The following is a 23,235-nucleotide window of genomic DNA, read 5'->3' on the forward strand; positions in this document are numbered from 1 at the left end:
CTCCGCAAGAGAGGGCGTCCCTAATATTACTTTAAGCGCCTTTTACAAGCAGCTTTCTCAGTGCAACGAGGTCGAAAATGTCAATATTTCCGTCGCCGTTTACGTCGCCCATATCAGGTGTTGTGAGCTTTCCTGCGCCGATGATGTACTTCTGGAGCATTACAAGGTCTGCCACCTTTACTTCGCCGTCGCCGTTTACGTCGCCAATGACTTCCTTGCCTTTTTCACCGTATACTGCTATCTCAGCTATATTGCAGAGATAAACATCATCAGTGCTGAGAGGACTTGTGGGAGCGCCTGTTGGTACCTCATAGCGGACATAACGAGCATTGATATTCTCGAATTCCTCGGTATAGTTCATTCTGTAAGCAGGCTTGCTGTCAACTGTGTATACCTTTGTCCAGTTTTCGCCGTCGTTTGATACGCTTATGAAACCGCCGATCATTCTTGCTTCGTAGCCGTTTCGCGGACAGAAGCCGATGTTGCTGATCTTGCATACACTTCCGAAGTCGAGCTGTACGTATCCGCCCTCAAGACCGTCGAAGTATGTGCTGAGGTCGCCGTCGTAAGCCTTTTCGTAGCTTACGGAAGCCGTATCCTTCCACGATTTGCTGCCCTCAGCGGCAACAGGTGTGAGTTTGTCGTACTTTGGCTTTGTGCTCTGGGAAGCCTTTGTTCCGTAGAGAGCTATCTCCGCGATATTAGCACAGTATGAGCTGTCAGGATTGTCACTGCTATTCGGAGCTCCTGAGGGCACCTCATACCGTATGTAACGAGCCTGCGTATCCCCTGAAAGTGCAGTCGCATAATGCATACCCGAAGATGGTTTGCTTTTCACGGTATAAAGTGTGGTCCAGTTTGTGCCGTCCGCAGAAGCCTTGAACATTCCGTCTGTCATGCGGTATTCGTAGCCGCCTCTCGGAGCGTAGCCTATAGCTGTTATGTCATAAAGCTCGCCTAAGTCTACCTGTAACCAGCCGTCAGCGACACCGTCAAAGTAGGTGCTTGTGCTGCCGTCGAAAGCCTTGGCATAGCCTGTTGAAGCGTCGCTCTTCCATGAGTCGGAGCCGCTTATCATGCCCGATGTGATGTCGATTTTATCGGTGAGAGTTGTTCCGCCCTTGACTCCGTCGATTATGAAAGTGGTAACGGAATTGCCTGCAAGAGAAGCCTTGAGGGCTCCGCCGCTGATGTCTATAGTACCTGCGTTAGCCCAGTTCTCGGAATTGCTTGTGCGAATGACCTTTGCGCTTGTACCGCACTGGCTGAACTGTGATAGGTCATAGACCATATCCGACTTTCCCGATGAGGTATTATATGATACGATGACCAGCTGTCCGTTTTTCGCGTCAAAGGCAGCCAGTGTATTGCCCGAGGATTTCAGCATTGTCATACCGGGACGGATATATCTTGTGTACTGTCCGAAGCAGTAGTACTTCTTGGAGAGAACTATCTCGTTCTTGTCGTGGTCTGCAACGGCTGTGCCCCAGAAGCCCTTGGTCATATCAACCATGCCTGAGTCCTTTTTGCCGTTGTAGCCTTTAGAGCTTACGTGCTTGTCGATTACCTGCCAGAGTATCCACGCGGAGGAATTAAGTCCGTTGCAGTCTGCTGTGATACGCTCTGACAACCAGAGTCCGGGAGACATAGCACCTGCGTTCTGACCTGATGTGCCGTTGCCGTCTACCTCGCTCATCCAGAGATTCCTGCCTGCGTTAATGGCAGTATTTTTCAGCTGTGTACGCTGGCTGCCGCCGTAGGTATGGGTGTCGATACGTCCTATAAGTGCCTTTGTGGTACTGGACATCTTGTTCCATGAGCTTATCTGTGTATCTATAATGGATTCATCGTTTGCGCTTATGATGATATCGTTGAGATTGCGTTTTTTGAGGGATTTTGCAAGCTCCTGATATATCTTATCCATTGAAGCACCCTGGTCGAAGTGACAGCCCTCCTGCTTAGCGCTGTATGCGCCCCAGTAGTTAGTGTAGGGCTCGTTCATGGGAGTTATGCTCTGAACGTGAATGCCCCAGTCGTTTTCGTAGTGGGCAGTTACCTCTGCAAGGTACTCCGCAAAATCTGTATACTTATCGTCGCGGAGATTGTTTTTTCCTGAGTTCTTATTTCCGGAGCTGCAGCCGCTCTGCGTCATATAGTATGGGGGCGAGTTTGAGAACATCTCCACTATCATGTCGTCGCCTGCGGCTTCGATACATTTTCGGAGCACGTTTCGCTGATTGGCGTCTGCGTTCCAGTCGTATGTAACAACGCCGTTGTTGTATTTTGTATAGCCCGGCATATTTGAGTCGGTACGGGTGATGTGGTCATGCGACGGGTCGTCACCTCCGCCAATGTTGAAACGGGCGATATTAAGGCGGAGACCATTGTCGCCGTAGAAGGTGTCGGCGGCTTTTTGTGCAAGGCTGTCCGAATAGCCTACACGGTTTGCCCACCAGCACAGAGATGTGCCCCAGCCTTCGAACTTACCGCCATTTATGTCGTAAACGTCGTAAGGGGAAAGGCTGATGTTAGTTGCTGCACTCGCTTCAAATGCAGGCAGAGCAGAAGTCATAGATGTCAGGACTGCGATTGCCGCAGCAGCCGAACATATCTTGCGTAAAATTTTCATTTCCCAATTCTCCTTTATTTTAAATTTCCGTCCGCGGATACAAATCCTATATATATTATACCGCAACATTTGGAAAAAGTAAATAAAAAACCGCAATAATTGAGAATTATATGATATGATTTTTCTAATACAGCATAAATAATATATATTATGCACAATATGTTATGTCAATTATGACGCTCTCAGCCTATAGCATAGTTTGCTGCCGTGGCAGCTGTTCTATTTGGTTTTATGTTATAAGCAAGGTGCCTGTACTGCTTTTAGGCACTGAGATAAATTGATGATATAGTTTTTTTGCTGTGCTTGTTGCTATTTGGGGATTTATATGCTATAATCAAAATTGCAGTGCCGTCGCCGTGCAGAGGCGGAGCGGAGCTCCGCCTGACGGTTTCGCGCATTATAAAAAATGAACACTTTGTATTCGGCAGCGAAACCGTCGGACGCAGGCGTCCCTGCACGGCTTCAATGCTGCGATACTGCAATAAATACAAGCTTTGAGAAAGGAAAACTATGAGCGCTTACGTTGAGTTTAAAAATGTAAAAAAGACATACAAGTCGGGCGAGGTAGAGGTCCATGCCCTTAACGACGTAAACTTTGAGATAAACAAGGGAGAGTTCTGCGTTATAGTGGGAGCTTCTGGTGCAGGAAAGACAACTATCCTCAATATACTTGGCGGAATGGACACACTTACCTCGGGCAGCGTATTCCTTGACGGTACGGAGATTTCAGCCCTCAGCAAGAAGAAGCTCACCGCCTACAGGCGTTATGACGTGGGTTTTGTGTTCCAGTTCTACAATCTTGTACAGAACCTGACAGCGCTTGAAAACGTGGAGCTTGCAGCTCAGATATGCCGCGAGCCCCTTGACGCCGCAAAGGTCCTTGAACAGGTGGGACTTTCCGAGCGTACAAAGAATTTCCCTGCACAGCTTTCGGGCGGCGAGCAGCAGCGAGTTGCAATAGCGCGAGCTCTCGCCAAGAACCCCAAGCTTCTGCTCTGCGACGAGCCAACAGGCGCTCTGGACTACGCTACAGGCAAGCAGGTACTGAAGCTTTTGCAGGACACCTGCCGCAAAAACGGCATGACAGTTGTGGTCATTACCCACAATCAGGCTCTTACGCCAATGGCTGACCGCATAATCACAGTCAGCAGCGGAACTATCTCAGGCGTGAAAATGAACGACAATATCGTAGATATTGCCGATATCGAGTGGTGACGCTATGGGTTCGGCAGTAAGAAAGAACGCTCTCCGCGAGATAAGGAGCACGTTTGGCAGATTCTTCGCAATAATGGCTATCATAGCTCTTGGAGTTGGCTTCTTTACGGGAGTTAGGATAGTTACTCCTGCTATGGTGAATACGGTAAACAAATTCCTTGATGAGAATCAGTTTTACGACTACAGGCTTCTGTCGTCCATTGGCTGGGAGGAAGAGGACGTTGAGGACTTCAAAAGCCGTCCCGAGGTGCGCTATGCCGAGGGCTCGTATACTCTTGATATACTCACGGCAGGTTCACGGGAGTATGTTCTCAGAGCTCATTCCCTCACCGATAATATCAACGGCATACGCCTTAAAGAGGGCAGACTTCCACAGAATGAGAATGAGTGCGTCATCGAGAACGGACGCTTCAAGATCGGCAATACTATCACTCTTTCCGAGGATAACTCTGACAGCGTGAAAAACGCGCTGAAAAGCGACAAATTCACTATTGTCGGCTCTGCGGATTCCTCAATGTACATCAATTTCGAGCGTGGAACGACTTCTGTCGGAAACGGCGAAATTTCGGCTTTTGTTTATCTCCCCAAAGAGGCCTTCGACCTTGACGTTTATACCGAGGTATATGTGCGTTTTCAGCAGGATATGGAGATATACTCCGACGAGTATGAGACATTCATGGACGGCAGGGAAAAGCAGTGGGAGGATTACTGCCGCGAACGTGCCGATATGCGCTATGATGAGCTATACAGTGAAGCCGAGGACAAGCTCAGCGACGGCAGGGCAGAGCTTGAAAAGAACCGCGCAGACGGTCAGGAAAAGCTTGACAAGGCAAAAGCAGACCTTGACGGCGGAAAGGCTCAGCTGGATGAGCAGCTTGCGCAGCTGGAGCAGATAAAGGATATAGCTCCTCAGCAGTATTCCGCAGGCATGGAGCAGTACAATGCCGCCTATGCTGATTACGAAAAGGGGCTTGCAGACTATGAGAGCTCAAAGGCTGACTTCGACAAGCAGATAGCCGACGCCGAAGCGGAGTTGAAAAATGGCGAAAGCGACCTGAGCTCACTGAAAAAGCCCGATATTTACGTCCTTGACAGAAATACCAACATCGGCTACGCCTGCTTTGAGAGCGATTCCGAGATAGTCGCGCAGGTAGCCCGTGTTTTCCCGATATTTTTCATTCTGGTTGCAGCTCTGGTCTGCATGACCATAATGAGCCGCATGGTTGAGGAGCAGCGCACTCAGATAGGCGTTTTCAAGGCGCTGGGCTACTCCGAGGGCACTGTCATGGGCAAGTTCATATTCTATGCAGGACTTGCGGCTATAATTGGCTGTGTGCTGGGCTACAGTCTTGGCACCTACATCTTCCCGAAGATAATCTGGAAGACCTACACCCTTATGTACATTCAGCTGCCTATCGGCTATCTGTTCGATAAACAGCTTGCCCTCATAGCTCTGGCAGTATCGTTGATATGCTCGGTGGGCGTAACATGGTTCAGCTGCCGAGTGGAGCTCTCCGAGACTGCGGCAAGCCTTATGAGACCAAAAGCTCCTAAGGCAGGCAAGCGCGTACTCCTTGAATACGTGACACCTGTGTGGAAAAGGCTTAAATTCCTGCAAAAAGTCTCAATACGAAACATCTTCCGCTACAAAAAGCGCCTTTTTATGATGATTTTAGGTATCGGCGGCTGTACAGCTCTGCTGGTGACAGGCTTCGGACTAAAGGATTCTATCGCAGGCTTTGCGGAAACTCAGTACAACGAGATACAGGTTGCCGACGCATCGGCTAATCTTCGCAACGTAGGAGATGTTTTCCCCGAGGAGCTGAACAACGTGCTCACTGAGAATACCGAGGACTACACTTTACTCTACACGGGAGCGTGGGACCTGCTCTACGGCAAAAAGGTCAAGAGCGTCACTGTAAATGCTGCGGATTCCTTTGAGAATATGGAGAAATATTTCGACCTCCATACTGTCAAGGGGGAGAAGCTGACTCCGCCTGCTGAGGGCGAGGCTGTGGTCAGCCACAGTATTGCCGAGCGCTACGGCATAAAAAAGGGCAGCATGATGAAGCTCCGCGACGAGAATATGCGCGAGCTCAACGTAAAGGTCACGGGAGTTTTCGAGAATCACGTATATAATGTGGTATTTCTCGGCAGGGAAACTATGGAAAGACAGCTTGGCGAGTCCGTTCCCGTGAACTACGCTTTCCTCAACTTCAAGGATGGGGCTGACACCTACAAAACCACGGCTGCTCTGTCGAAAAACGGCAATATCACCGCAGTAATGGTCTTTGCCGACCTCAAGGAGCGACTCAGCAAAATGATGAGCAGTCTTGACTACATCGTGCTTATAGTTATCGTCTGCGCCGCAGGTCTGGCATTTATCGTGCTGTACAGTCTTACCAATATAAATATAACAGAACGTGTCCGCGAGATAGCTACAATTAAAGTTCTTGGCTTTTTCAGGCATGAGACATCATCTTATGTGCTCCGCGAAAATCTGGCGCTCACCGCCTTTGGTACGGTAGTGGGACTGGGCGTGGGAATACTGCTCCATGCCTTTGTAATGGCTCAGATACGGGTGGACTTAGTGGACTTCAGCGTCCGTATATTGCCGAAAAGCTTCCTTTTCAGCACCCTGCTCACATTCCTTTTCAACTTCATCGTTGACCTGTTCATGGTACTGAAATTGGAGCACATCAACATGGCTGAATCACTTAAATCTATCGAGTAGCTTAAATGCAGGATTGAAATTCACACCTCATTCAAATTGGGGTGTGATTTTTTGTGCAAGGTTCTGAATATGCACGATATATCATGCCTTGAATTGACATTTTGATAGATTTGTGGTATAATATGGTTGAGCCAATATGGGGCTCTGGGGATTGTATCGATGTTATCGATAAGGAGAAAACTGAATGAATTACAAGATCAGAAGAGGTGTACTCAAAAGGTACAAAGACGAAAAAGGCGTTACCGAGATCTTTATTCCCGATAATGTCGGAATCATCGATGAGGGCGCATTCAGTGGCTGTACGAACCTTGTAAGGATACTGGTACCCGAGACAGTGCAGGTCATATCGGATACTGCGTTCAGCGGCTGTGAGAACCTCAGATCTATCAATCTTCCTGAAAGCACTATCAGGCTGGGTTGGTACGCATTCCGTGGCTGTCATCATCTTGCTGATCTCACCATTCCCTCCACTTTACAGGAGATAGGTCAGCATGCCTTTGCAGGCTGCAGCGATCTTTCCACAGTAAAGGTCATTCACGATGACAGAGTGTATGAATTCGTGATAAATGGTGAGCTTGACAACAACAAGTGGCAGCAGATAAGACATTCTTTAAGCCACGAAAACAAATCAATAGCAGTATAACTCAAAACCCCCGTCCGTAATAATGGGCGGGGTGTTTTCTTGCCATAGGATTGACAATTCTGTCAGCCTATGGTATTATTTTTTCATTGGCAAAAAATTTTTTTGAAATTTCTGTAACGTTTGTACGCGGACGGAGTCTTATAGTTGAAGGCGGTGAGAAGTTTGGACAAGGTCGAAGAGCTCTATAACGATTATTTCCACGATGTATACCTGTATATACGTTCACTGTCCGCGGACGAACACCTCGCCGAGGACATCACACAGGAAACTTTTTTCAAGGCGATGAAGTCCGTAGACAGCTTCCGCGGAGACTGTGATATAAGGGTGTGGCTGTGTCAGATAGCGAAGAATCTGCTGTTCACACACAGCAAGAAAAGTAAGCGGTTCACGGGAGAGGATATCCCCGAGACCGTTCCCGACAGTACAGTATCCGTAGAGGAAAGACTTGCTGATACTCAGCAGACTATGGAGATACACAAAGTGCTCCATACACTGAGCGAGCCCTACAAGGAGGTTTTTACCCTGAGAGTTTTCGGGGAGCTTAGCTTCCGTCAGATAGGCGACATATTCGGCAAGACCGAGAGCTGGGCGCGAGTGTCCTTCCACCGTGCAAAGCTGAAGATAATAGAAGAACTGGAGGTACAGAAATGAGCAAGAATTGTGATATGATAAAGGACCTGCTGCCCCTGTATGCCGACGATGTATGCAGCGATGAGAGCAGGAAAGCAGTTGAGGAGCACATCAAAGAGTGCGCAGAATGCAAGGGGGAGCTTGATAAACTCCGCAGAAACGTCACTGTAAGCCCTAAAAACGACGGAGAGGTGCTCAAGCGTATAAAGAGACGCCTGCGAATAGAAAAGCTTGTAGTGGGTATTATAAGTGTTTTAGCCGTATGCGGAATACTTCTGTTCGGACTTATGTATCTGATAAACACGGATAAGTCAATGGACGTTGAAAAGTATAATATACCTGATAATCTTCATGTAACAATGCATGGTAGCGAGCTTTATCTTGTTGTCAATGGTGAAGCGGCAGCTTTTTGGCACGCGTTTCCGACTATAAGCGACGCCGACGGCGACCATATGGGATATGGAACAGGCTTTGACAGCGAAAAGAAGAATGGCTACGGTATAACACTCAAACAGCGTAAAATTGACAGTTTTGCAATTTCAAAAATGCTTGATGATAAAAATGGCTGTGAGATAAGGCTGTTTGATATTGAAAAGAACACAAAAATGGAAAAATTCTTCTACTATGATGATGTAAACGATAAAGAATATATTTTATGGGAGCGTGGTACAAATGACTGAGAGAAAATTCAATATACCGCTGATACTGCTTGCGGCAGCTTCATTTGCAATAGGCTTTTTCGGATTTGCTGCTGAGAGCATAGTCCTTGCTGTAGGAGTTATTATAGCTTCGGTGAAGCTTCGTGAGAAGTATCTCATAAAGATACCTGTGACTATATGTATCATTTCAATTGTTGCTTCGGGAGCTTTCCTTGCGCTTATGATATATCATTCAAGTCAGGGTATGGCTTCTTCAAGCTATTGGCTGATAAAGCTTTTATTCGGCAGTCCGGAATAAAACGAAAAATCCCTCGGCTTTTGCCGGGGGATAATTTTATACAGTTAATTCTATCTGATTTCCTTCAATGCCGACGATACAGCTTTCGTAGTAGCCGTCGCCTGTGGTTCGCGGACCGCTGAGAACTTCGTATCCGTCAGCTTTCAGCCGCGCTGTCAGCTCATCGACCTTTTCCTTGCTGCCGAGACTGAATGCGATGTGGATATATCCCGTCCTTGCCACAGCATTTTCGCAGCTTTCAAGCTGCGGACGAGTCATTATCTCCAGTCTTGCTCCGTCGTCGAAGCTGAGAAAATATGAGCGGAAATCCGTAGTTTTATTATGGTAGCCGCTGTTTGATGAAGCTCCCAGATACTTTACGAAAAAGTCCCTTGCGGCTTCAAGGTCGCGGACGTAAATTGCAACGTGTTCTATCTTCATAGCTATTCGTACTGGGCAAGGATACGCTGAGCGACTTCAAGCCGCGTCTGGCGGTTGTTCATTGCCTGTTTTTCAATGTATTTGTGAGCCTGTGGTTCGGTGAATTTAAGGTATTTCATAAGAGTGGTCTTGGCACGGTTGATAGTTCTCATTTCCTCAATACGGCTGAGTATATCCGCGCTTTCTTTTTTTACGCCTGCCATACGGGCACGGGCGGAAAGCACCAGCCTGATAGTACGCTGCAATATCTCACGGGTATAAGGTCTGGCAATGACGTTCACGCCGCTGTCGGAGACTCTGTCTGCTATCTCGTCCGCAACGTCGCCGCCGCAGATGAGTATAATTCCTGCCGATGTGGTCTCGGCTATCATTTCCGCAAGCTCCTGTCCGAATTCGTCAGGCAGGGGCGTATTTATTATTACCAGATCGGGCTCGCTCTCGTTTTTCACAAGCCGCCGTGCTTCACTTCCGCTGACAGCTACAGCTATCCTGCCGCAGCCCTCTATGCGCAGGAGCTGCTCGGCAAGCTCCGATATTTCCTGCCTTGCTGATACTATAAGCGCTCTGTCCATTGCTTACCTCACACGAATTTGAAATATGACTCTTCCTCAAATTTATCCTTGTCGGGAGCTGCGGCATAATCCCTTATCTGCCTGTCCAGCTGAGCAAAAATGCTGCTTCTTATCTCAGGGGAGAGTGTGCGCTTTACGAAGTCGCTGCCCTTTGCGATAGCGGCAGCTTCTTCGAGAGAGGAGGGCAGCTTCTGGAAAAGGTCGCTTTCCTCTCCGCTATGCATAGCGCTTTCAAAGAGAGCGCAGTCCTTTGACTGTATACCCTCGATACCTGCGGCAAGAATGAGCTTGAATGTAATGTACGGATTGCAGCAGGCGTCTGCGGAGCGCAGCTCGATTCGGGGTGTTATACCCACGGGCTTAGGTACGCGGATAAGCTGTGCGCAGTTTTCAGACGACCAGTTTATATACTTGGGTGCAAATCCGATTCCGAAGCGCTTGTAGGAATTAGTGGTGCTGTTGAGAAATGCGGTTATCTCTCTCATTCTGCCGAGTATGCCCGAGATGAAGCACCTGCCCTCAAAAGGCATAGCGTCGATATCGTTGCCGATGATGTTCTCGCCGCCCTTTTTGATACTTATGGAAATGCTGATAGCGCTTCCGTGCTCGTCGGGGAGAGGCTTGGGCATGAACGAAGCAAAAAGACCGTTCTGTGCGGCAATGGACTTAACTACGGTCTTGTAGTGTACCATATTGTCAGCCGCTGTGATAGGCTCACTTTCGCGGAACTCTATCTCGTTCTGCGCAGGACCGTGCTTATGACATGAGCTTTTAGGGCTCATGCCCATTTCCTCCAGTGAGAGACAAATCTCACGTCTTGCGTTCTCGCACTTGTCAAGGGGAGCAACGTCAAGGTAGCCGCCCTTGTCGTGAGGTATTTTTGTCGGCTCGCCGCGCTCGTCCAGTTCAAAGAGGTAGAACTCGCACTTTGTGCCCATTTCGCAGGAATACCCGTCCAGACGGAGCTGATTGATGTAGTTGGTCAGCTCAGTACGCATATCGCCTACGTAGTCGCTTCCGTCGGTGTTTTTCAGCGAGCAGAAGAAGCGGACAACGCGTCCCGACTTAGGTCTCCACGGGAGAACGGAAAGAGTGGAGATATCGGGCACAAGGAGCAGGTCCGAGCAGCCCTCGGCGATACATGAAGCGTCAAAGGGGATACCGTATTCAAATGCTCTCGGCAGCTCGTTGGGCATGATAGCCACGTTTTTGAGATTGCCGAACATATCGCAGAAAGTAAGTCTTATAAATTTTACGTCGTTCTCTTCAACGAATTTCAGTATCTCTTTAGGAGAAAAGCTCATTGAAAGACCTCCAATTAAAATTTGTAGGGGACGGCGTCCTCGACGTCCCACCAGCCCTTAGCCTTTAGCCGTTAGCTATTAGAACTAAGAGCTAAGAACTAAGAACTATTGTAAGGGCGAGTTCCGCTCGCCCGTGTTTAACGCTGCAAATTAAGAAGAATCAATTGTAGGGGACGGCGTACTCGGCGTCCCGTTAGTAGGGGCGGATATTATCCGCCCGATTTAAAAAATAATTGTAATACCGCACAAAAACTTTCCGAGGTATATATGAAAGGCTTTATTTTTTATCCTCATATTCTTCTCTGAGTATGGAGAAGTAGTGCCTTCCCACGTATTCGCCGTTCATAAAGAAATAGTCACGCAGAGTACCCTCATACGTAAAGCCGCATTTCTCTATAACACGCCTTGAAGGCTTGTTGATAGTCTTGGTGCATATCTGGACCTTGTGCAGATTTATCCTGTCGAAGCCGAATGCGATAACAGCCTTTGTAGCTTCGGTAGCATATCCTCTGCACTGGAACTCAGCGCCGATACAGTATTCTATCTCAGCAAAATGGTTCTTGCTGTCCACAAGGAAATATGCTATCTGACCTATGCACTCGCCCGATGCTTTTTCAATTACAGCCCAGCGGTAATAGTCAGGTCTTTCGTATGAGCCGATGTATTTGTCCAGCAGCTCTTTAACTTCTTCTTTTGTGGAATATACAGGCTCTGAATACATGGACTGAATTTTCTCGTCGGCTATCCAGTTCCTCAGCATTGAATCATCATCTGAGTATTCAAATTTTCTGAGAATGAGCCTGTCTGTTGTAATAGTATCTGTACCGTTATGAGTAAGCATTTTTTTCTCCATTCGATATGATATTTAGTGCGGATATTATCCGTACTAAAACTGATCACTAATAACTCAAATCACACATTGAAGCGGAACAGAACTATATCTCCGTCCTGCATAACGTATTCCTTGCCCTCAAGGCGTACAAGTCCTTTTTCCTTAGCGGCAGCCATGCTTCCGCAAGCCATAAGGTCGTCGTAGGAGATTACCTCCGCACGGATAAAGCCCTTTTCAAAGTCGGTGTGTATCTTGCCTGCTGCCTGCGGAGCCTTAGTGCCCTTGGTGATAGTCCATGCGCGGACCTCCTGCTTTCCAGCGGTGAGGTAGGAGATAAGACCGAGGAGAGAATAGCCCTCCTTGATGATACGGTTGAGACCTGATACCTCAAGACCCAGCTCGCTGAGGAACATAGCCTTGTCCTCGTCGCCCATGTCGGAGATCTCAGCCTCTATCTGTGCGCAGATAGGCAGTACAGCGGAGTGCTCCTCTGCTGCGAGAGCGCAGACAGCCTTGTAATTCTCGTTTGTCTCGATATTGTTAGTGAAGTCGTCCTCGCTGAGGTTGGCCGCATAGATAACGGGCTTTGCGGACAGCAGGGGAGTTGACTTGATAAGCTCGCGCTCCTCGTCTGTGAAATCGAAGCCTCTTGCGGACTTGCCGTTTTCAAGGTGAGCCTTTAATCTTTCAAGGAACTCAGCCTCTGCAAGGTACTTCTTGTCGCCCTTTGCAGCCTTTTTAGCGCGGTCGATACGTCTTTCAACCATTTCGATATCGGAGAAGATGAGCTCCAAGTTGATAGTTTCGATATCGCGGAGAGGATTGATGCTGCCGTCAACGTGAATGATATTAGGATCCTCGAAGCAACGAACAACGTGAACGATAGCGTCCACCTCGCGGATATCCGCAAGGAACTTGTTTCCCAGTCCCTCGCCCTTTGAAGCGCCCTTTACCAGACCTGCTATATCAACGAATTCAAGAGTAGCAGGAGTGAACTTATCGGGCTCGTACATCTCAGCAAGCTTGTCCAGTCTTTCATCGGGAACTGATACAATGCCTACGTTCTTCTCGATAGTACAGAATGGGTAGTTCGCAGATTCAGCACCTGCGTTTGTGAGTGCGTTAAAAAGTGTGCTTTTGCCTACATTAGGCAAACCAACCATACCAAGTTTCATATTTGATTCTTACCTTTCTTATCATATGTTTCCCCACCTTTACCGTGATATCTGCATAGAAACTTGTGCTTACTCATCGGGGGAACCCTTTCTGAGGAAAGGTTCCTCTGACGGAGGCGCGCCCCTCTGTCACTGCGTGACATCTCCCCGCACTGCGGGGAGTCACATCCGAACCCCTTTCCAAAGACTTTTATCTGGTTTTTTTCTGATAGGGCGCATTTATTAATATAAAAAATTCTATATTTTTGTAAGCGCCCTATCCGAAAAAAACAAAAATGAAAGTTTTCGGGAGAGAGTTTGAGAGAAGCCCCTTTTTCAAAAGGGGTTCTCTCAATAATAAGCGTAAATTCCATGCATATACCACGATATAGGCGGGGAAGATTAAACATTAAGTGCTTGCGTAAGTTATTCTCTTGTTATTTACAAGTGAGCTTACGGTGGAGTTCTGTATCTGGACATCGCCGCTGCTTGTGCCGATATCCTTAGGATTGCCTGCGTTGACAGTCATGGACACCTTAGAATCGATGATAGTGAGGTTTCCTGAGCCCAAAGCGTCACCGATGCCTGTTACCTCATCGCCCTCGGAGTCAATGGTTATCTCTGCATTTTTTATCTTAGTGTTAACGCTGCCCTTCATAGCACCAATACAGGAGTGCTTGCCCGAGCGCATTTTCATATTGATAGTACCCTGCTTGATGTAGATACTGCCCTCGCCCTCTTCGAGGACACCGATACCAACTGCCTGAGCGCCTGTACAGGACATTGTTATATCCGCACCTGAGCTTATGGTAGAGATACCCTTGCAGCTGCCGATACCTGTTACCTTGATACCAGATATAGTGATATCAAGCTTGCAGTTCTCGCCGATCTCGATATTGGCGTCGCCGTTGAAGCTGCCGACAGCAAGTCCGTTGTGAGAGTACATGAATATCTTTATATTTCCCGAACGCAGGTCGATGTCGGAGTCGTCATCGTTATGACCGCCGCCGATACACATTGAATCTATGCTGTTGGAGATGATCTCCAGATTGCCGCTGAAATCAACGATGATATCGCCGTAGCCGTGGTCGTAATCGTTGCCGATACCGATACCCTCAGAAGCGTAGCAGTCTATAGTGAGGTCGCCCTTGCCGCCGAGAACGAACTGTGAGCCCATAGGCACATAGATACCCGAGTAGCTAAGCTTGTTGCTCTTGACAACGTTGAGTTCAAGGCGGGCATACTCGCCAACAGAGATAGTAGGCTTGCTGTTGCCGCTTATCATATTGACATTTTTCAGCGTCAGCTCGCAGCTGTGATTGTCCATAATGGAGATGTTCATCTTCACAGGCTTGTCGGGATCGCCGACAATAGTGAGCTTGCTCTGATAAATGTGGATATCAGTGTATTTTTCCAGCGCCAGCTTAAGGAGGTCGAGCTCCGTATCATTCTGGGCTGCGTATATCTTCTTGACGCCGTCGGGACGTGTTTCAAGATTGGTCTTGATTATCTCGTCCTTGATATCCGCAGATATGCTGTTGAGAAGCAGGGGCTTCGGCTTTGAAGTGTAATAGCCCTGTACAAGGTCAACGCCGAGACGGATAACGGTTTTCAGTTCCTGAACGGTCTCAACGCCCTCGGCAAGGGATTTCAGCTGATTTTCGTGACAGAACTCGATTACAGACGTTACCAGCTGCTGCTTTTTCAGGTCGTTCTGGATATCGCTTATGAGCGAGCGGTCTATCTTTATGTAATCGGGAGAATAATGCAGCAGGTTTGACGAATTGGAATAGCCTGTGCCGTAATCGTCGATAGCAAGGGTAGTGTGTGCAAAGCCGCAGCGCTTCTTTAATGTCTCGATGCTCTCTGCCGTAGCCGCAGATTCCTCCACGATTTCAATAACCGTCTTTTCAAGGAGCTCGCCATAGGTCAGGTACAGCTCGTTGAAGTCCTCATCGGAAAGGAGATTGTTTGAGAGACAGTTTATAAACAGCTTGCGGTTCTCGAATACCTGCTGATTGTCGCTGAGAAGCTTCATAACGTTGAAGAATGTCAGCTTCTCGATAGCGTAAAGGTCGTTCTGTGCCGCAGCTATTTTAAGTATCTGATTCGGCGTCATCTTGATATCGCCGATAGTTCGCATAAGAGCCTCATAGCCTACTATCTCGCCCTTCTGAGTCTCAACGATAGGCTGGAGATGATAGGTAAGGAGATTCTCCTGCACGATACGGGAGAATGTCTGTGCGTTGCGGTATGAGTCCTTTTCGTGGACGTAATTCTCCTCGGAGAACCAGTTGATAACTGCGCGTTTTGAGGCCTTAGCCTCAAAAAGAGCGAATTCCGAGTAGTTCACCAGCATATTGAAGTCAGAGGCTTCCTCGGGATATGAAGCACAGCCGATAGACAGGCTTATCCTGCTCTTGTCGGAGATGTCGATTATCTCGCCGAAATCATCGGTGAGAATGCAGTTCTGCACAGCTTCGTCCATGCTGTTGAGGATATTGTAAATGCTCATCTTGTCGCTGTCGCGGAAGAAAACGCATATCTCATAGTTTGACTTTGAGCCGATTATGAGAGTATCGCTGGCAAAGCCCTTCAGCGCTTCGGCTACCGATGTTATGCAGTTGTTGGTGTTGTCAACAGTGAGATAGGAGCCCAGCTTGTCTATGCCGTTTATGTAGATAGTGGCAAGGCAGCCGTGCTGAACATCGGGGAGTATCTGCTTTATCTTCTGTGAGAACGAGGGGAATGAGGGCAGTCTTGTGATAGGATCGTACTCCACAAAAGCCTTCTTGTCGCTGAGCTCTGTCATCTGGCGCGTAAAGTCCTGAATGAAGCCCAGCCATTCATCGCTGCTCTCATAGATGTTCATTTTTATAAAACGAGTTGTATTCCCGTCAGTAAACTTGTAAATGTGCTTTTGTCCCTCTACAGGGCATTTTGATATCTTTTCGAGAAGATTGAAGAACTCGAATTCGTTTATCTTTTCACTCGGGCAGCCGAGCATATGACAGGCGGCTGAATCCAGATAAGCAGCCTTGTCCTTTGCAATATATGTAAATGCACCAATATTGCCGACAAACTGCTGGAATACCTGCCAATCATGGCTTAACACGGGCGGAGTCTGGCTAAAATCAAATATACTCATACTCACTCCTTTTTGCCTGCGGATAAGGTGATTTTCCGCGGCGCTGCCTGACTTCTGACGGTGAACAGGCGACCGTGATAACGTACATTCTATACATATTCATTATACCACATTGTTTCGGAAATAGCAATACTCGTACCCAAAACTATAATGTAAATTTTTTGCGGTCAGAAGCCATTAGTCCTTAGCCCTTAGCCTTTAGCTTGTAGGGGGCGATGCCCACATCGCTCCGTGTGACTTTATATTAATAAACGGGCTGATGTGGGCATCAGCCCCTACAACACTCTCAGCTCTAAACTGAAAAAGCCGCCATTTCTGGCGGCTTTGGAAATACTGATATATGTATCAGTCAAGGAAGTCCTTGACCTTTTTGCTTCTGCTGGGGTGACGGAGCTTTCTAAGTGCCTTTGCCTCTATCTGGCGGATACGCTCACGGGTTACGTCGAAGCGCTGTCCTACCTCTTCAAGAGTACGTGACTTGCCGTCCTCGAGACCGAAACGGAGCTTCAGTACCTTTGCCTCACGGTCTGTAAGTGTAGCGAGGACTTCGTTGAGCTGCTCCTTGAGGAGAGTATGTGAAGCTGCCTCAGCAGGTGCAGGAGCGTCATCGTCGGGGATAAAGTCACCGAGGTGGCTGTCCTCCTCCTCACCGATAGGAGTTTCAAGGGATACAGGATCCTGAGCCACACGCATTATTTCACGTACCTTGTCCACAGGCATATTGAGCTTGTCTGCTATCTCCTCGGGGCTTGGATCGTGGCCGTTCTCGTGGAGAAGCTGGCTGGATACCTTCTTTACCTTGGTGATAGTCTCTACCATATGAACAGGGATACGGATAGTTCTTGCCTGATCTGCGATAGCACGGGTTATAGCCTGTCTTATCCACCATGTAGCGTATGTGGAGAACTTGAAGCCCTTGGTGTAGTCGAACTTTTCAACAGCCTTTATAAGACCGAGGTTGCCCTCCTGAATGAGGTCGAGGAACTGCATACCTCTGCCGACGTACTTCTTGGCGATAGATACAACGAGACGGAGGTTAGCCTCGGAAAGTCTCTTTTTCGCGTAGGGATCGCCCTTAGCCATTCTCTGGGCAAGCTCGATCTCCTCCTCAGTTGTAAGAAGCGGAACTCGTCCTATTTCCTTGAGGTATATCTTTACAGGATCGTCGATAGCGATGCCCTCTGTTGAGAGCGCCATTTCCAGGTCGTCTGTCAGTGTGGAATCCAGACCTATTTTAAGGTCGGCGTCAAGGTTCATATCCTCGACAATCTCGATATTGAGGTTTTCACAGTTGTCATAGAAGGTATTTATCTGGTCAACGTCAAAGTCAAGCTCCTCCAGTGCGTCGGTAATTTCCTTTGTAGTGAGCTTTCCGTTGGTTTTGCCCTGTTCCATTAAGGCTTCGATGGTATTTTTCTTTTCCATTTTTATATCCTCCTATTTGTTTTTAGAGCGGAATAGCTTCAGCAGCTCATCGTTGCTGAGTTCTCCGTCTGCTTTGGGTGTTCTGCTTTTCAGTACCTGTGCGCAGTCCGCAACAACGTCCTGCGTTACTGCGACTTCGCGCTTTTTAGCTGCTATTCCGCTTATTCTTCCCATTTCCTCCGTGGAAAATTCATCGGAGAGAAGTGACATTGAGAATTTATCGGAATTTTTCATTCGCTCCAGCAGCGCCTTGTAGACCTTTTTGTTGAATGCGGTCACGAAGCACTCTGGGGGCGCCAGCTTTTCCACGTCCTCATATTCCTGAGGGCGCTTCAGCAGGTAGCTGATTATAGTTTCCTCGGCGCGAGCCTCTTTTTTATTGGAGACGGCGTCGGGGTTGATATCGTCGCGTATGTACGAGGTCTGAGCCTTTATGGCACGCCACTCGCTGTTCTTGGCGCTTTTGCTGTTCTTTTGCAGCATTGCGTCAATATGGGTTTTCAGTACCTGTACGGGAATGTCGCACTTCTTGGACGTTCGTGATATGTAGACCTCGCGTTCAAGGGGCGATTCTATGCCTGCAAGGACTCTTGACGTGCGTTTGAGAAGCTCCACTCGTCCTATTTCGGTGGTAAGGTCGAGACCGTCCTCGCACTTGTCCAGCATGAAGTCGTTGGCGTCATTGGAGCTGTCGATGAGCATTCGGAAGCGGTCACGCCCGAACTTCTTGATATACTCGTCGGGATCCTTGGCGCCCTCCATGTGGAGTATCTTGGTTCGCAGACCAACGTCCGCAAAGTGGTTGATAGCTTTTTGCGTAGCCTTTTGTCCTGCGCCGTCGCTGTCGTAGGCAACTACAACTTCCTCGGCGTAATGGCTTATGAGACGCGCCTGGTCGGGAGTTATAGCAGTTCCCAGCGTAGCCACAACATTCTCGAAGCCTGCCTGATTTACGGCTATGACGTCCATATATCCCTCGCATAGTATCAGCCGCTTTGCGTTTGAGTTCTTTGCGAAGTTCATGGAGAACAGGTTTGAGCCCTTGTCGAATACGGGAGTTTTTCCCGTGTTCAGGTATTTCGGCTGTGAGTCGTCAAGGACTCGTCCGCCGAAGCCGATTATGTTGCCGCGGAGGTCAACGATAGGGAACATAACGCGCTTTCGGAACATATCGAAGGTGCGTCCGTTTTTCATTCCTGCCAGCCATGCGTCAGCCATTTCGTCGTCTGAATAGCCCTTTGAGCGCAGTACATCGGTGAGCTCGTTCCATGAGTCGGAAGCGTAGCCGAGACCGTACTTCTTTATGGTCTGGGGAGTAAGCTTTCTGTTTGCGAAATATTGCAGTCCCGTCTTGTCCTTGCCCTTGAACAGGTTGGTGTAGTAGAAATTGGCGGCAATGCGGTTCATTTCGTAGATACGGGTTTTACGCTTTGCGTAGCCGCTGTCCTTATTGCCGTAGGCAGGGACTTCCAAACCTGCCCTCTGCGCAAGAAGCTTTACAGCCTCTGGAAAGGTCAGGTTCTCTATCTTCATTATGAAGGTGATGACGTCGCCGCCTGCGCCGCAGCCGAAGCAGTAAAAGTTCTGGGTATCGGTGAATATGGTGCAGGAAGGCGTTTTTTCGGAATGGAACGGACAGGAGCAGACATAATTGCGCCCTCGTCTTATGACGTTGACGTAGCCGCCCATAACTGTCTCGATAGGGTTGGCATTTCGCAGATTATAGAGAAATTCGTCGTTCTGAGGCATATTCTACCTCACTTCCAGAATTTCGGTACGAAAAGCTCTGTGTAAAGGTCAACGGCGTACTCGTCGCTCATTCCCGATATGTAGTCGCAGACAGCTCTGTCAGGATCTGAGAGCTTGATGATGTTGCGGTATTCTTCGGGGAGCTTGTCCGTGTGCTCGATAAAGTAAGCGTAGAGCTTGCGCACAAGCTGTTCAGCCTTGCCCTCCTCAGCCTTGGCGGCAGGATTGGTGTAGACTTTCTCGAACATGAACTTTTTGAGCTCGTCGTGAGCCTTTCGTATATCGGGCGCAAAATCTATATCCACAGCTCCGTGCCCGATAACGGAGGCTATGAGAGTAGTGATTCTCTTGGTCTTGGTATTTCCGAGGGCTATAACACAGCTTCTTGGCAGGTCGTTTGGTGAGAGTATGCCTGCTCGGATAGAGTCCTCGATATCATGGTTTATGTAGGCGATAGTGTCAGCCAGTCGGACTATATTGCCCTCCTTGGTGTCAGCTACCATGTTGGTGTGGCAGAGTATGCCGTTTCTTACAGCGTGGGTGAGATTTAATCCCTTGCCCTTTTTTTCAAGGACTTCCACCACACGGACGCTTTGCTCATAATGCTTGAAGCCGTGGGGGCATATTTCATTGAGAGTTCTCTCGCCGCAGTGTCCGAAAGGGGAGTGCCCTAAGTCGTGACCGAGGGCGATAGCCTCTGTCAGGTCCTCGTTAAGGCGCATACCGCGGGAAATAGTTCTTGCTATCTGTGATACCTCAAGGGTATGGGTAAGGCGTGTTCGGTAGTGGTCTCCCACAGGGGACAGGAAAACCTGAGTTTTACGCTTTAGTCTGCGGAATGAATTGCAGTGGAGTATGCGGTCACGGTCACGCTGGAACTCGGTGCGGTAGGGGCACTTGTCCTCATAGCGCTCACGCTTTGTGCCGACCTCGTCTATGCTTGCGCAGGCGTATTTGCTGAGTATACCTGCTTCGCTTATCTCGATCTGTTCGCGTACTGTCATACTTGCTCCCCCACTTTGCAGAAAAATTTAAGCGGAAGATGATCCGCCGAAAAAGTGCCTACATAATACTTATACTAAAACGGGACAAAAAACCCTTTATTTTTATCAGGAAATTTTTTTCACAGAGGAAAAATCTTCAAAAAGCTCGCCCATATCCTCGATTTCGGCAGTTCCGTTGGTCACCTCGGTGAGCTCTTTTTTCAGGGCGTCGAGCTTTTCCGAGAGAACGAGTATCTCGAGGGTGACGTCGCTGCCGAAGTCAGAATCCACAGTGATAGTGTCGTAATTGGGCAGGAGATAGGATATCTTGCCGTACATACCGTAGTCTGCGGTTATTTTCAGGCGGTGACACAGGCACATATCCATGATGTGAGCCGCGTCACAGGCAAGAGAAGCTGCATGGGAATAGGCTCTCACAAGACCGCCGCCGCCAAGAAGTATTCCGCCGAAATAACGGGTGACTACCACACATACATCGGTGAGACCGCGCTTTTTCAGCACGTCGAGCACAGGTACTCCCGCGGTGCCCTGAGGCTCGCCGTCATCGGAATAACGGGAAATATTGTCCTCGCGGAGGATATATGCGTAAACGTTGTGCTTAGCCTTGCGGTGCTCGGCTTTTATGGAATTTATAAAGGCTACCGCCTCGTCGTTGGTCTTAACAGGGGAGATATAGCCGATGAACTCCGAGCGCTTTTCTATGAACGAAGCCTTGGCATTTTCGGAAATTGTCAGATAGTTCATAATACTTACCTATGTACGAAAAGCCCCGTCAATGACGGGGCTTGTGGAATTACTTGTCCATATTGAAACGCTTCTTGAATCTGTCAACACGTCCGCCTGTATCAACAAGCTTCTGCTTACCAGTATAGAAAGGATGGCACTTTGAGCAGATTTCAACCTTGATGTTTTCCTTTGTAGACATAGTCTCGATCACGTTACCGCAGTGGCAGGTAATTGTGGTCTTCTTGAACTCAGGATGGATTCCCTCTTTCACGATTTTCACCTCTTTACATTAATTTGTAGATCGTGCAGCCCATCATTTCCCTTAGACAGTAGTGCCGAATATACATTACAGTAATAAATTATATCACACTGAGCCGTGTGTGTCAAGCCTTTTGTGATTTTATTTTATTTTTTAACTCTTGCGGCTTTGAATTCTCCGAGCTCATAGACTGTGATATTGCTTGTATCCTTTGGAATATCGTCTTCTGTGAAGAATACATACAGGGCGTCTTTTCTGCCTTTTCCCGAAGTGAGGAGCCTGTACTGCTCGTCGGCATATTCGGCAAGAACACCGTAATCGGAACGTGCAAGGTAGAAGCTGCTGAGCTTGATATGGTCTCTTGAAGCAAGGGCAGCTGTCTCGAAATACAGACTCATATAGGTCTTGTAATCCTGCGGCAGAGGCAGGAATATGACCTCGTCTGCGCCCTCCGAGGCTTTTTTCCATTCCTCATCGGTTATTGAGAGGTAATTGCCGTCGGGGACGTTGTACTGTTTGTTCAGTTCGCTTTGGTAGTTGCGGAGGTCCATTATATTGAGCCATACGCATATGGTTACTGCGGCGGCTGCCGAATGTCTGTCCAGCTTGTTCACCAGCCACAGTGCTGTTGTCATGACTATCATGCAGGGCAGCCATATGAATCTTCCCGAGGCTCGGAATATGGAGAAAGCTCCGAGTATAAGGCGCGGCAGCTTTATATCAATAAGGACGTTCTGGTTTATCACAACGGTAGTGCTGACAGCCCACATAAAGCTTACGAGGAATACCAGCAGGAAAGCGTTTATCTGAACGCGGTGTAACTTGTAGTATTCGCGGATATTTTTCAAAGCCCTGCCCTCTCTGCGTTCAAGGCGGCTCAATGCAATTATTATGCCGAGGAAACAGCATACCAGCATACCAAGTCCGAGGTAGCCGTAGCCCTCGCCCTGATCTCTTGCGGTGTTTAGCATACGAAGGTACTTTGAGTGTCCCATGCTGTTGAAGAAGGTATTGAGGTTTGCGGAATACATACCGAAGCCGCCGTCAACATAGTTTCCGCTGCCGTAAAATGCTCCTATTATCCATAGACTGAGTACGGAACAGACTGTTGATGAACCGAATGTGATAACAGCGCGCAAACGGTTTTTGTCCATGAATACGGTGAGTATCATATATCCGACCATGACGATGTATATCATCGGCAGGAAATATATGTGTACAAGCGTTGCGAGCACGCATAGAGCCGACCATAAGGCGACCGAGGTAAAGCGGTGCTTGTACTGACGCTTGTGGTCGAGAGCAAGTATCAGCGCCGCGATTATGAGCCATATTGCGGCAAGAGTGTTGTGCTGACCTACTCGGTTTATGGACGGGAAGAATGCTGAATAGAACAGGGAGCCGACAGATGTGAAGTAAATGCTCGGGGTTATCCTCCTCAGAAGCAAAGCTCCCATTCCGCCGTTAAGAGCGAAGCATACCACGCCCCAGAGTCCGAAATACTGGAAGTTCTCGGGGATAACAGGGGAGAGAAGCTTGAATATTATGGCGAAGAGCGGCAGTGAATCGGTATACATACATGAGACCATGCCGTCGGAGCTTATACCGTCGGTTAGTCCTATTGGGAATGTCCATGGCGTGTTTCTGAAATATAGCCAGCCAAGGTGGTGCTGGGTGACATCGCCTGTATTCTTGAATATCCAGCCCGTATTTGTGGGATCAATGATATTTATTCCGAATATCCATATGAATACCATAGCTCCGAGAATAGCTCCGATGAGAAATGTTAGGATCGGTGGTTTGTCTTTTTTCATTCTGTTTCTCCTGAAGTGTTTTT

General features: G+C 48.3%; 19 protein-coding genes. 6 read left to right on the forward strand and 13 right to left on the reverse strand.

Features of this window, described 5'->3' with window-relative positions; genetic code table 11:
- Positions 1-31: 31 nt before the first annotated feature.
- Positions 32-2,629: a discoidin domain-containing protein gene (locus BT105_RS10880; RefSeq protein WP_072300765.1), complete on the reverse strand. Its 2,598-nt coding sequence runs from the start codon at positions 2,627-2,629 to the stop codon at positions 32-34.
- Positions 2,630-3,139: 510 nt separating this feature from the next.
- On the opposite strand from BT105_RS10880, the gene BT105_RS10885 reads away from it, so the two are divergent.
- The 6 genes from BT105_RS10885 (at position 3,140) to BT105_RS10910 (ending at position 8,808) form a co-directional block, all read left to right on the forward strand.
- Entirely contained in the window at positions 3,140-3,844 is a 705-nt protein-coding gene (locus BT105_RS10885) for an ABC transporter ATP-binding protein (RefSeq protein WP_028515880.1), read from the forward strand.
- A gap of 4 nt (positions 3,845-3,848) precedes the next feature.
- Positions 3,849-6,578 (forward strand): FtsX-like permease family protein, encoded by a 2,730-nt coding sequence (locus BT105_RS10890; protein WP_072300766.1) that lies wholly within the window; start codon positions 3,849-3,851, stop codon positions 6,576-6,578.
- A 184-nt stretch (positions 6,579-6,762) separates the two neighbouring features.
- The gene (locus BT105_RS10895; protein ID WP_072300767.1) at positions 6,763-7,221 is read left to right on the forward strand and encodes a leucine-rich repeat domain-containing protein; all 459 of its coding nucleotides are present in this window, start codon (positions 6,763-6,765) and stop codon (positions 7,219-7,221) included.
- A 162-nt stretch (positions 7,222-7,383) separates the two neighbouring features.
- Positions 7,384-7,872, forward strand: a complete 489-nt coding sequence (locus BT105_RS10900) for an RNA polymerase sigma factor (RefSeq protein ID WP_072300768.1) — start codon at positions 7,384-7,386, stop codon at positions 7,870-7,872.
- Positions 7,869-8,531: a zf-HC2 domain-containing protein gene (locus BT105_RS10905; protein ID WP_072300769.1), complete on the forward strand. Its 663-nt coding sequence runs from the start codon at positions 7,869-7,871 to the stop codon at positions 8,529-8,531. The genes BT105_RS10900 and BT105_RS10905 overlap by 4 nt, the downstream gene beginning before the upstream one ends.
- Positions 8,524-8,808, forward strand: coding sequence for a hypothetical protein (locus BT105_RS10910; protein WP_072300770.1), 285 nt, complete (start codon positions 8,524-8,526; stop codon positions 8,806-8,808). Before BT105_RS10905 ends, BT105_RS10910 begins: the two co-directional genes overlap by 8 nt.
- A 36-nt stretch (positions 8,809-8,844) precedes the next feature.
- Here the strand turns inward: BT105_RS10910 and BT105_RS10915 are convergent, their stop codons facing one another.
- The 12 genes from BT105_RS10915 to BT105_RS10975 form a co-directional block, all read right to left on the reverse strand.
- Positions 8,845-9,228, reverse strand: coding sequence for a VOC family protein (locus tag BT105_RS10915; protein WP_072300771.1), 384 nt, complete (start codon positions 9,226-9,228; stop codon positions 8,845-8,847).
- 2 nt (positions 9,229-9,230) lie between these two features.
- On the reverse strand, positions 9,231-9,800 hold the full coding sequence (locus BT105_RS10920) for an ANTAR domain-containing response regulator (protein WP_072300772.1): 570 nt from the start codon (positions 9,798-9,800) through the stop codon (positions 9,231-9,233).
- A gap of 8 nt (positions 9,801-9,808) precedes the next feature.
- Positions 9,809-11,104: a glutamine synthetase family protein gene (locus tag BT105_RS10925; protein WP_072300773.1), complete on the reverse strand. Its 1,296-nt coding sequence runs from the start codon at positions 11,102-11,104 to the stop codon at positions 9,809-9,811.
- Between the two features lie 277 nt (positions 11,105-11,381).
- Positions 11,382-11,945, reverse strand: coding sequence for a GNAT family N-acetyltransferase (locus BT105_RS10930; RefSeq protein ID WP_072300774.1), 564 nt, complete (start codon positions 11,943-11,945; stop codon positions 11,382-11,384).
- A 71-nt stretch (positions 11,946-12,016) separates the two neighbouring features.
- A complete protein-coding gene (gene ychF / locus BT105_RS10935) occupies positions 12,017-13,111 on the reverse strand; it encodes a redox-regulated ATPase YchF (protein ID WP_072300775.1) in 1,095 nt (364 codons plus the stop codon).
- A gap of 388 nt (positions 13,112-13,499) precedes the next feature.
- Positions 13,500-16,238, reverse strand: a complete 2,739-nt coding sequence (locus BT105_RS10945) for a bifunctional diguanylate cyclase/phosphodiesterase (protein WP_072300777.1) — start codon at positions 16,236-16,238, stop codon at positions 13,500-13,502.
- A 345-nt stretch (positions 16,239-16,583) separates the two neighbouring features.
- Positions 16,584-17,663 (reverse strand): RNA polymerase sigma factor RpoD, encoded by a 1,080-nt coding sequence (gene rpoD, locus BT105_RS10950; protein WP_028515891.1) that lies wholly within the window; start codon positions 17,661-17,663, stop codon positions 16,584-16,586.
- A 12-nt stretch (positions 17,664-17,675) separates the two neighbouring features.
- The gene (gene dnaG, locus BT105_RS10955) at positions 17,676-19,412 is read right to left on the reverse strand and encodes a DNA primase (protein ID WP_072300778.1); all 1,737 of its coding nucleotides are present in this window, start codon (positions 19,410-19,412) and stop codon (positions 17,676-17,678) included.
- A gap of 8 nt (positions 19,413-19,420) precedes the next feature.
- Complete coding sequence (locus tag BT105_RS10960; RefSeq protein WP_072300779.1) at positions 19,421-20,416, reverse strand: deoxyguanosinetriphosphate triphosphohydrolase; 996 nt, start codon at positions 20,414-20,416, stop codon at positions 19,421-19,423.
- A 105-nt stretch (positions 20,417-20,521) separates the two neighbouring features.
- On the reverse strand, positions 20,522-21,160 hold the full coding sequence (locus BT105_RS10965) for a YigZ family protein (RefSeq protein ID WP_028515894.1): 639 nt from the start codon (positions 21,158-21,160) through the stop codon (positions 20,522-20,524).
- Positions 21,161-21,209: 49 nt separating this feature from the next.
- On the reverse strand, positions 21,210-21,413 hold the full coding sequence (rpmE, locus tag BT105_RS10970; RefSeq protein ID WP_019678077.1) for a 50S ribosomal protein L31: 204 nt from the start codon (positions 21,411-21,413) through the stop codon (positions 21,210-21,212).
- A gap of 134 nt (positions 21,414-21,547) precedes the next feature.
- Complete coding sequence (locus tag BT105_RS10975) at positions 21,548-23,212, reverse strand: DUF6311 domain-containing protein (RefSeq protein ID WP_072300780.1); 1,665 nt, start codon at positions 23,210-23,212, stop codon at positions 21,548-21,550.
- Between the last annotated feature and the right edge of the window lie 23 nt (positions 23,213-23,235).

The organism is Ruminococcus flavefaciens (genome assembly GCF_900119075.1).
GTDB classification, from domain to species: domain Bacteria; phylum Bacillota; class Clostridia; order Oscillospirales; family Ruminococcaceae; genus Ruminococcus; species Ruminococcus flavefaciens_Q.